At 64.7% G+C, this 9,483-nt stretch carries 5 protein-coding genes; 3 read left to right on the forward strand and 2 right to left on the reverse strand.

All coding sequences use genetic code 11. The features are described from left to right. Position 1 precedes the first annotated feature (1 nt). Genes GO986_RS10285 through GO986_RS10295 form a run of 3 tightly spaced genes read left to right on the forward strand, consistent with a single transcriptional unit; the run spans position 2 to position 3,364 of the window. Positions 2-1,333 carry an O-antigen ligase family protein gene (locus GO986_RS10285; RefSeq protein ID WP_157459201.1) on the forward strand — a complete coding sequence of 444 codons (1,332 nt, stop codon included), beginning with the start codon at positions 2-4 and terminating at the stop codon, positions 1,331-1,333. After that, positions 1,326-2,237: a glycosyltransferase family 2 protein gene (locus GO986_RS10290; protein WP_157459202.1), complete on the forward strand. Its 912-nt coding sequence runs from the start codon at positions 1,326-1,328 to the stop codon at positions 2,235-2,237. Before GO986_RS10285 ends, GO986_RS10290 begins: the two co-directional genes overlap by 8 nt. An 11-nt stretch (positions 2,238-2,248) precedes the next feature. Next, on the forward strand, positions 2,249-3,364 hold the full coding sequence (locus GO986_RS10295; protein ID WP_157459203.1) for a glycosyltransferase family 4 protein: 1,116 nt from the start codon (positions 2,249-2,251) through the stop codon (positions 3,362-3,364). A 212-nt stretch (positions 3,365-3,576) separates the two neighbouring features. Here GO986_RS10295 and GO986_RS10300 read toward each other — a convergent pair whose 3' ends face one another. Continuing rightward, complete coding sequence (locus GO986_RS10300; RefSeq protein WP_369409292.1) at positions 3,577-5,568, reverse strand: right-handed parallel beta-helix repeat-containing protein; 1,992 nt, start codon at positions 5,566-5,568, stop codon at positions 3,577-3,579. A 973-nt stretch (positions 5,569-6,541) separates the two neighbouring features. Next, positions 6,542-9,271 (reverse strand): ATP-binding protein, encoded by a 2,730-nt coding sequence (locus GO986_RS10305; RefSeq protein WP_157459205.1) that lies wholly within the window; start codon positions 9,269-9,271, stop codon positions 6,542-6,544. Between the last annotated feature and the right edge of the window lie 212 nt (positions 9,272-9,483).

Genomic DNA, 9,483 nt, shown 5'->3' on the forward strand with positions numbered 1-9,483 from the left:
GATGCAGCTGCGCCGCCGCGACGTGGACCTGTGGGTTCATGCGGGCCTGTTCAGCCTGTATCTGGGCACCCTGTCGGTGTTTGGGGTCACGCGCCGGCTGGACCCTTCCCTGGGCAGCGCGGCGCAGCTGGGGCTGCTCCTGCTGACCTGGAGCCTGCTGGTGTTCGCCGTCTGGCGCTCGAAGCGGGTGCCGCTGGGGGGCGTCGTGTTGCTGGCCCTGCTGCCCTACCTGCACATGATCTATTTCTCGGCCACTGGCGAATCGGCGGGCGGCGCCTTTTCCTACCTGTACAAGTTCAGCGGCTTTCTGATGGCACCCTACCTGTGGGTGTGGGCGCGTTTCCGCGACGACGACCAGATCGAGCGCACACTGATGCTGGTGGCGTCGCTGCTGGCGGCGCGCGCGGTGCTGAGTTTCGCCGTGCCGGGTCTGGCCATCACCTCCGGCGGCTTTGCCGATGACTTCACGGTCTACGAGTGGGTGGGACCGCTGCCGCGCATCTTTTATCCAGGGATGCCGCTGGTGTTTTTTGGCCTGATGGTCTCGCTGCGTAACCTCTTTCTGGCCGCTGACCGGCAAACCACCCTGGAGCTGGCCCGGTCGGTGCTGTTCGCGGCGGCGCTGGCCGTCAATCTGTCGCGCGGCATCATGATGTTCGCCGTCGTGGTGACATCCCTGCTGCTGCTGGTGAAATTTACGAGCAGCCGCGTGGCCGCCGGGCGCAAGGGCCGCCTGGTGCTCATGTCGCTGCTGGCCCTGACCGGCGTGACCCTGGTGGTGGTGGCCACGCCGCTGTCAGACACGGTGGCCCAGGTGGCGTCTGGCTTCAGTAACCAGGAGCGCTTCAGCCTGGACCAGGGCAACCTCGACTGGCGCGTGGAGCAGATGCGCGCCGCCTACCGCATGGTCGAGACGCCCGAGGAGCGGGCGCTGGGGGTCGGCACCAACACCTTTATTCCCGAAAGCATCGAGCATCCCGTGCCCGGCGAGGTTACCAACGAGCTGCATTACTCCTACGACTCGGTGCGCTGGACCTTTGGCGTCGCCGGTCTGGCCCTGTTGGTGGGCTTTGCCCTGCTTCAGCCCGTGCTCCGGGTGCTGGTGATTCGGCCTACCTCGCCCCTGATTCTTCCGGTGGTCATGACCGGCAGTTTTATCGCCCTGGTGGGCCTGTACACCGTGGTCTTTACCACGACTGACTGGAGCTTTGTCCTCAGTCTATGTGGCGCCCTCCTCAACACGCGCTGTGACGCCTGGCGCGCCGCGCCGTTCCCAGTCCGTTCTGAACCCCTGACTTTTCCCGTTCCCTCTCAAGGAGTGCCCCATGACTGATTCTGGTTCGCCTGCCCCTGGTGTTCAGCCGGCCGCCCCGCCCCTGGTGGGCATCGTGGTCATCAACTACAACGGGTGGGGGCACACCGACACCTGCCTGCGGTCTCTGGCGGCGCTGGACTACCCACGCGCCGACGTGGTCCTGGTGGACAACGGCTCGACCGACGACTCGGTGGCCCAGTTGCAGGCGCGCTATCCAGACCTGCCCATCCTTCAGATTCCGGTGAATGTGGGCTTTACCGCCGCCAATAATGTGGGCACCCGCGAGGCGCTGCGGCGCGGCGCAGACCACGTGTGGTTTCTCAACAACGACACCACGGTAGATCCTGGGGTGCTGTCGGCGCTGGTCGAGGTGGCGGGCGGGCATCCAGGGCTGGGCGCTGTGGCGTCGGTGCTGTACTCCATGCGAGAGCCGGAGCAGGTGCAGGGCTGGGGCGGGGGGTGGATTGACCTCTGGCGGGGCCAGGCCGAGCTGTTTCAGGCCCCGGTGCCCTGGGCGCAGCTTGATTTTCTGTCCGGGACCAGCCTGCTGGTGCGCCGCCGCGCGCTGGACGAGGTGGGGCTGCTGGACGAGCGGTATTTCATGTACTGGGAAGACGCCGATTTCAGTCTGCGGCTGCGGCGCGCGGGCTGGGGCCTGGGCGTGGCAGCGGCGGCCCGGACCTGGCACCTGGGCGCGGCCTCCATGGGCCTGAGCACCCTGACCCACAAGAGTCTGGACTGGGAACTGAATTTCACCAAAAGCGGGGTCCGGTTTTTTCGCCGTCACGCGCCGGTGCCGCTGGTGCCGCTGCTGGCCGGGCCGGGCCTGTACCTGCTCAAGCGGATGCTGCGCGGCCAGTGGTCGCGGGCCGGAGCGGTCGCGCGGGGCGGCTGGCTCGCTTTTCGCCGCGCGGCGCAGTAAAGGAAAACGCCATGTACCGTCTTATTGGTATTGATACAGAAGGCGCCGCTGACTTCCGGACGGCCCGTGGCCGCAACCTCTCGGTGTACCGCGCGCTGGACGGCTACGCGCAGATTGTGGACCGCTTCACGCCGGCCCTGACGAACTGGTCCCAGTATGCCAACTACGCCCTGAGTTTCCGGCCACACCCGCGCCACTGGAAAGGCGTGGCCAACCTCAACCCCCGCACCTTCCGGGCGCAGAGCGCGCTGGCCCTGCAGCGCCTGAAGGCCCAGCGCCCTGACTTTGATGTCGCGCTGCAAATTTTTGGCATGTTCTCGGTGGCGGGCCACGGCTTCCCTGTGGCGCTGTACCTCGACAACACCATGGCGCTGACCCTGCAGCACTATCCGCAGTGGAATCCCATGAGTCGCCGCGAACGGCAGGACTGGCTGCTGCTGGAACAGGACGCCTACCACGCGGCCGACCTGCTGTTCACCATGTCAGAGGCGGTCCGGCAGTCCGTGATTGACGACTACGGTGTGCCGGCACAGAAGGTGGTCGCTGTGGGCGCCGGCGCCAACTTCACACTCGACGAGGTGGGCAAGCAGGAGTACGGTCAGCAGACGGCCCTGTTTGTGGCCTATGAGTTCGGGCGTAATGGCGGCGCCACCCTGCTTGAAGCGTGGCGCCTGGTCCGCCAGCAGTTGCCAGAAGCGAGGCTGCAAATCGTGGGCCCCAGGCAGCGGGTGGTGCCGCCGGGCACCCCAGGGGTGGAGTGGTTTGGGCCGGTCAAGGACCGGGGCCAGCTGCGTCAGCTGTTTCAGGACGCGACGCTGTTTGTGCTGCCCAGCATCTTCAATCCGTTTCCGCACGTGCTGCGCGAGGCCATGGCCATGGGCCTTCCCTGCGTCAGCACCGCCCACGCCGCCATCCCCGAAATCGTGACGGACGGCCTGAACGGCTCGCTGGTGCCGGTGGGCGACCCGGACGCCCTGGCCCAGACGCTGCTGTCCCTGCTGTCCCAGCCGGCCCTGGCCCGGCGCTACGGCCAGGCTGGCCGGGACACCGTCGCTCAGGCCATGTCCTGGGCCCAGGTCGGGGCGGCCATGACTCCTGGCTTGGCAGCGCTGGCCGCCCGTTCCTGATGTGTCTTCACTTCGGGTAGAGGAACTGGGCAGGGCAGAGAGCAGGTCTTGCGTACGGTGTGAAATTCCGTTCTTTTCAGAATATTCGGACAGCCTCCTCCAAGCAGAGGTTCCATGTCTCTACAGCAAAGCCGCCGCTCCTTTTCGGGAACGGCGGCCTCGTTAAACAGGGTCTGAACTTCGTTGCTGGCTACCGGCCGGTGAGGGCCGCCTTACTGACAGGTGCTGGCGACGCCGCTGCCAGAGTTGCCGCTGCAGGTATTGCCGCTGCCCGCCACGATGACCGCCTTGGACACCGAGCTGAACGAGTTGGTTGTGAAGGTGTTGTTGTTGTTCCCGCCGTTGGCAGCGTAGATGCCCGTTCCCATGCTGCTGAAGGTGTTGCCGCTGAAGGTGGTGCCGGACACCCCCCGGTCGAACATCACGCCGACCGACCCGGCAGAGGAGAAGGTGTTGCCCGTAAATTTGTTGCCGGTGGCGTTCTGGTTAAAGATGACGCTGTGCTGGGCGCTGCCCTGGAAGGTGTTGCCCGAGACCGTGTTGTTGTTGCCCATCAGGCGCAGGCCGACGTAGGAGTTGCTGGCCTTGTTGTTGGTGACCACGATGTCGCGGGGCACTGGGCCGCTGCCGTGGGCCTGCAGGCGGATGGCGTCTTCGTAGCCGTATGGAGGCTGCTTGCCGCCGGCATTGGCCCCGAAGGTGCCGTAGGTGGTGTTGCCACTCACGCGGCCTCCAATCACACTGCTGATTTGCAGCGCGGTCGAGCCGTAGACGTCGGCGCCCGAGAACCCGCGCACGGTGTTGTTCTCAATGACACCGTTCGACACCTGGCTTACGCCCTTCTCGGGCAGCGGCATGATCTTGATGCCGTCGCGGGCAAAGCCCTCCACCGTATTGCCCCGGAAAGTCACGTTCGAGGTGCCCTCGGTCTTCATGGCGGTGTTGCCAAATCCTGCCGAGAGGTTGCCTTCAATCAGGTAGGTGTCGCCCAGCTGCCCCAGCAGGCCGATGCCTGCCGTCAGGTTGGAAGAGCCGTGGCCCGTCACGCGGTTGCCGCGCCAGGTCTGCTGCGTTGAGGCCGACCCAAAGACCCCGTGAAACTTCACCTGTGAGACGGTGTTGTTGCTGACCGTGGTGCGGGTGGCGTTTTCCACCCCTACGCCGCAGCCGCCCAGCTGGCTGATGGTGTTGCTGTCCACCACGGCCCCGCTGCCGCCGCTGACGCGGATGCCGTCCACCCAGCCAGTGCCCTCGCCGGCGCCGATGACCGTAAACCCGCTGACCTTCGTGGCCGTGGTGTTCACCAGATGCAGCAGCGCGGTGCCGCTGAAGCCGCCTCTGGCCTTGATGGTCGCGCCCTGACCCACAACGCTGATGTTGTTGGTGCCGTTAAAGGTCACAGCCTTGCTGACCAGATAGGTGCCAGCCGGGAAGCTCAGGGACTTGCCGCTGCTGGCGGCTTTTTGCAGCGCGGCGGTGTCGTCGGTCACGCCGTCACCCTTGGCGCCGTAAGTTTTCACGTCCACTGCGCCGCTTGGCGTGGCGATAGGAGCTGGGGTGGGGGTGGGCGCCGGCACCGGAGTGGGCGCAGGTGCCGGCGCTTCGGCAGCGCTCGACGCTGGTGCCAGGGTCAGGTAGTCAATGTAGGCGTTGCGGTCCTGGCCGTCGCCGCTCAGGTCGTTGATAAACACCGTGCTGATGACGTCGCCTGCCTTGAGGGTTAGTTGCCCCAGGGCGGTGCCCGCGTAGGCCAGGCTGGTCACTTCCACACGCTTGACTTCGCTGCCGTTGACCCACACGCTCAGCATCACATTGCCCTGGTAGGCGGTCTGACGGGCCTGCAAGGTGCCTGTGAAGATTCCAGCGGCCGGCGCACTGAAAGTCGCCGCGTTTCCGTTGCCCAGCAGCACCACGGTCTGCTGACCTTCGGCCTTGGCGTCGTACTGCGTGCGCGCGCCGCCAGTGACTCCAGGCTGCACCTTGTTGCTCACGGCCGCTGCTTGCAGGGCCGCGTCATCCGTCCCGACAGTGTCTACGGTCGCATTCGTTTCTACGGCCACCTCGGCGGCCTGACTCTGGTCAGCCGATGCGGTGGGCACAGAAGGGAGTGGGGTGGTCGAGCCACACGCGGCCAGCAGCAAGGTGGCGCTCAGGGCGAGCAGGCGGATGGCAGGCAGGCGGGAAGCGGAAGCAGTGTAAGTCACAGAGATCTCCAGTGCGTCAGACAGCGCAAACATGTAGAGCTACATGTCAGAAAAGTGGGTGAGGGGGATGTACGGTTTGCTGGGGCAAACCGCCGGTAACCTGACTGACCTGGCGTCTGTGCAGCCGGTCAGTTAAGCCTCCGAGAGCTTAGGGTCCACCCGAAAAAGTCGTAATAAAGAATTTCACGTGATCCGTTTCTGACGTGACTGGGGGTCCGGCAAAACGTAGTGTGGGACTGCGTGGAGGCCTGTCTAGATAACATGGGTTCTATTGGATAACTGTTGGTCAGAGGTGCTTCCAATGCCCCTTTTTTTGTGGTAAAGCCATGAGATTTCCCTGTTAAAGATGTGTTTAAGAAGCTCAGAGAGGGGTTTTGGCAGCCTCAAGGCGCAGCGAGAAACAGCACACAGGGTTCTATGGTCTCTGTGTACAGAGAGGCCGCTCCCTCTTTGGCACTGAGCCGCCGAAGGGTCGGTGCACTCTGACGGAGGGACGCCGACGTTTCAGCCGAGTGCCTTCGGCATGTCTCGCAGAAGAGGTAGGCGGATTCCAAGCGTGACCTGAGTAAATTGCTGTTGTGTAGGAAGCACAGACGCAAGTCGTGTGAAGTCAGGCGGCTTCTGCTCTGGGTCCACACACAACCGCTTGGGCACTGCGCACAGGCTCTCTACCCCTGGTCAGGCCAAGGTGATCCTCAGTGGTCCTGACTGGAGCAGGACCGGAGTCAACCACCCACTCTGAGGGGCCAGTGACGATCACGGGGCTGTACTGAACACCTGCCGGCAGAGGTGTCAACGTCCAATTCAGGCTGGGCTCTTTGCTGGCCGCCGGGCCGCACTTGGGCAAAGTCGCGCTGCGGGGCACAGACGAAACAGCTTCCTCTGGCCTCTCCTCCAATTTCTGAGCCATTGAAGCATGCGGCCATCTCCAGGCTCGTCGGACTATCGCCCCTTAGCCATACAGCCCTTGCTCTTATGGCCCTTTCGGCAGTGTGAAGCCAAACGTTGCTCCTGCATCCACACGGCCTTCTGCCCACACCTGCCCCCCGTGCCGCGTCACGATGCGCTTGATGGTCGCCAGCCCCACGCCCGTGCCTGCAAACTGATCCTGGGTGTGCAGGCGCTGGAACACCCCGAACAATTTCCCGGCATATTCCTGATCGAAGCCGACGCCCGTGTCCTGCACGAACACGGCCCACGCCTGCGGCTGTTCCTCAGCCCAGACCCGGACCTGGAGGGGCCGCGTCAGGGCCGCGAACTTCACGGCATTGCTCAGCAGATTGGTCAGCACCTGTTGCAGCGCGGCCGTGTCGGCCCGCACAGCCGGGAGTGGCCCGATCTGCCAGTCCACCGGCTGCTCTGGAAATTCCAGCATGGCGTCTTGCTGCGCCTGCTGCACCAGCGTCTGAAGCGGCACGGGACGGAACAGCAGTTCCACCCGGCCAGCGCGGGACAGGGCCAGCATGGCGTCAATCATCTCGGTCATGCGGTCGGCCGCCTGCGACACGATGCCCAGGTGGCGCTGGGCCTTCTCGGTCTGGCCCTGCGTAAAGGTCTTCATAGCCAGTTCGGTAAAGCCCTTGACATGCCGCACCGGCGTGCGCAGGTCGTGGGACACGCTGTAGGTAAAGGCGTGGAGTTCTTCATTGGCAATCTGCAACTCGGTATTGGCCTGCTCCAGCGCCTCGATACTCTGCGCGCGTTCCAGCACCAGCCCCAGGCTGTAGATGGCCGTTTCCAGCACCGCCCTGTCCATCGGGGTCCAGACGCGCTGGTCAAACAGGCCAATCGCCAGCATCCCAATCGGCTGGCCGTGCAGCACCACCCGGAAGGCTGTGGCCGCATTCACATGCCGAATCATGTCAATGGGCGTATCGGCCCCCTGCGCGTAGTTGTCCTGGTAGTTGGGAATGCCAGTCTGCCAGGTGGAATGAAGGGCCGGAGCGTCCAGCGGCAGGCCGTAGTCATCAACCAGTTGCTGTAACTCGGGGTTGCCGATGTCGCCCACCTGCGACTTCAGTTCCCAGTGGTCGCTCGCCTGCTCCCAGTACAGGGCGTACCCTGGCGTCAGCAAAGAGAGCATGATCTCCTGGGCCCGGCGGACCAGGGCGTAGCGGTTGGTTTCTCCCGCCAGGTCACGGGACATGACGGCGAACGCCTCAAGCGCTTCGCTGCGCTTCTCGGCGGCGTCGCGCTGTTCCTGCACCTGCCGCGCGACCGAAAGGCGGTCGTGAAGAAGCGTGAAGCTCCGGCCGAGAGCCAGCACTAGTTCACGTTGGGCGTCGGTCCAGGGGGCCTGCGTGGGCAGTCCCAGGCTTAGCAGCGCGGTGATGTTGCCACCTTGCATGACCGGGTAGGCCGCCACAGAGTGGAAGGCGGCGGTGTGGGCGACCCCCTGGGCCTCTTCCTGCCCGCCGTCCAGAAAAACCGGCTGCCGCGTGGTGGTCATCTGAACCAGAATGGGGGTGTCCGCCGGCAGGCCACGCTGCAAGACCGTCAGCAGGTCCGGGGCGATGTCTGGGGTCCAGGCCAGCGGCATCCAGGTTGCGCCTGCCCGCTCGTAAAAGAGGGCCGTAACGCCAGGAAGAATGACATGCAGCGTGGTCATGGCCAGGTGACCGAGTTCTTCAACGGTCTGGGTACGGCCAGCTGCCTCAGTAAACGTGACAAATGCCCGTGAGGCGGCCTGTTCAGCCCGCAGCGCGGCCCGTTGCCGTTCCAGTTCGGTGGTGCGCTCGCTGAGCTGCTGGGACTGAACATGCAGGGTGGTGATGTCCCGCTGGGCGACCACGGCACCGTTGGGGCGGCCATCAGGCGTGAAGAGCGGCTGCCCATTGGCGACGACGTAGCGGGGCGGATGGCCGGGTCGGCAGATGGCGAACTCGACGTTCTGGACCTCCTCGCCCTGCCAGGCGCGGTAAAGCGGCACCTCGGCCAGATTCAGAGGCCGGGAGCAGTCCGACAGGTAGAGGTTGTACTGGGAGGCCCACTGCTCAGGGTCAATCGGCTCGGCATCCTGACCATGCATCTCGGCGGCCAGGCCGTCAAAGCGGATGAGATGGCCCTGGGCATCGCACACGATGATGGCCTCACCCAGGCTGTTCAGCGTGGTGCTGAGAAAGGCCCGGTCCGTTTCAAGTTCCTGTGTGCGGGCCTGAAGTTGACGCTGGGCGCCCTCGCCGTCCAGGCGCTTCAGCAGGGTGGCTCGGTCCAGGCCCAGCGCGGTCTGCGCGGCAATGGTACTTAGAAAGCACTGCTCGTCGGCGGTGAACTGGTGCGGCTGCCTGAAATCCAGAAGAAGAACACCCAGCACCTGCTCATCTAGCGAAAGAGGCAGGATGGCGGTCGCGGCAGCGGGCAGCCCGCCCGTCTGGTCTTCAAGGTGCGGATAGGCGGCCTTGAGGTCACCGGGATGCTCGAAGTACAGGGCCTGTCGCTGGATGATGGCGTCGCCAACCGGGGTGTCCGGGGTGAGTGGGCCGTCCTGCCAGAGTGTATGGGCAGCCAGCCCCTGCGCGGTCCGCACCGCCAACTCCTGGGTCTTGGACTCAAGCAGAAGAACCGTGCCTGACACGGCCCCCAGCGCTGTGATCGTAGGGCTCAGAGCAGCTTCCAGAACAGCCGTCTGAGTGCGGGCCGCCGCCAGGGTTTCGGTGAGGTGCTGCAGAATGCGGGGTGTGGTGTCGGCAAAGGCCTCACTCATATCGCCAGCAGTATAGGTCCAGCGCGTGCTGGCGCTGGTTTTGATGAGGCAAAAGGGTGTGGATGGCCGGAGAGTCTGGGGTGGACAGTGTCAACAAAAGGGCAGCGGCCAGAGGCCTCTCTAAACCCTGGGTTGGGCGGAAAAGAACGCAAGGTCCGGTGATGCGCTGCCGAAGAGCACTGCTCCTCATCTGCGTGAAAAGTTCTTGCTGC

Source organism: Deinococcus arboris (assembly GCF_009755355.1).
Classification (GTDB): Bacteria; Deinococcota; Deinococci; order Deinococcales; family Deinococcaceae; genus Deinococcus; species Deinococcus betulae.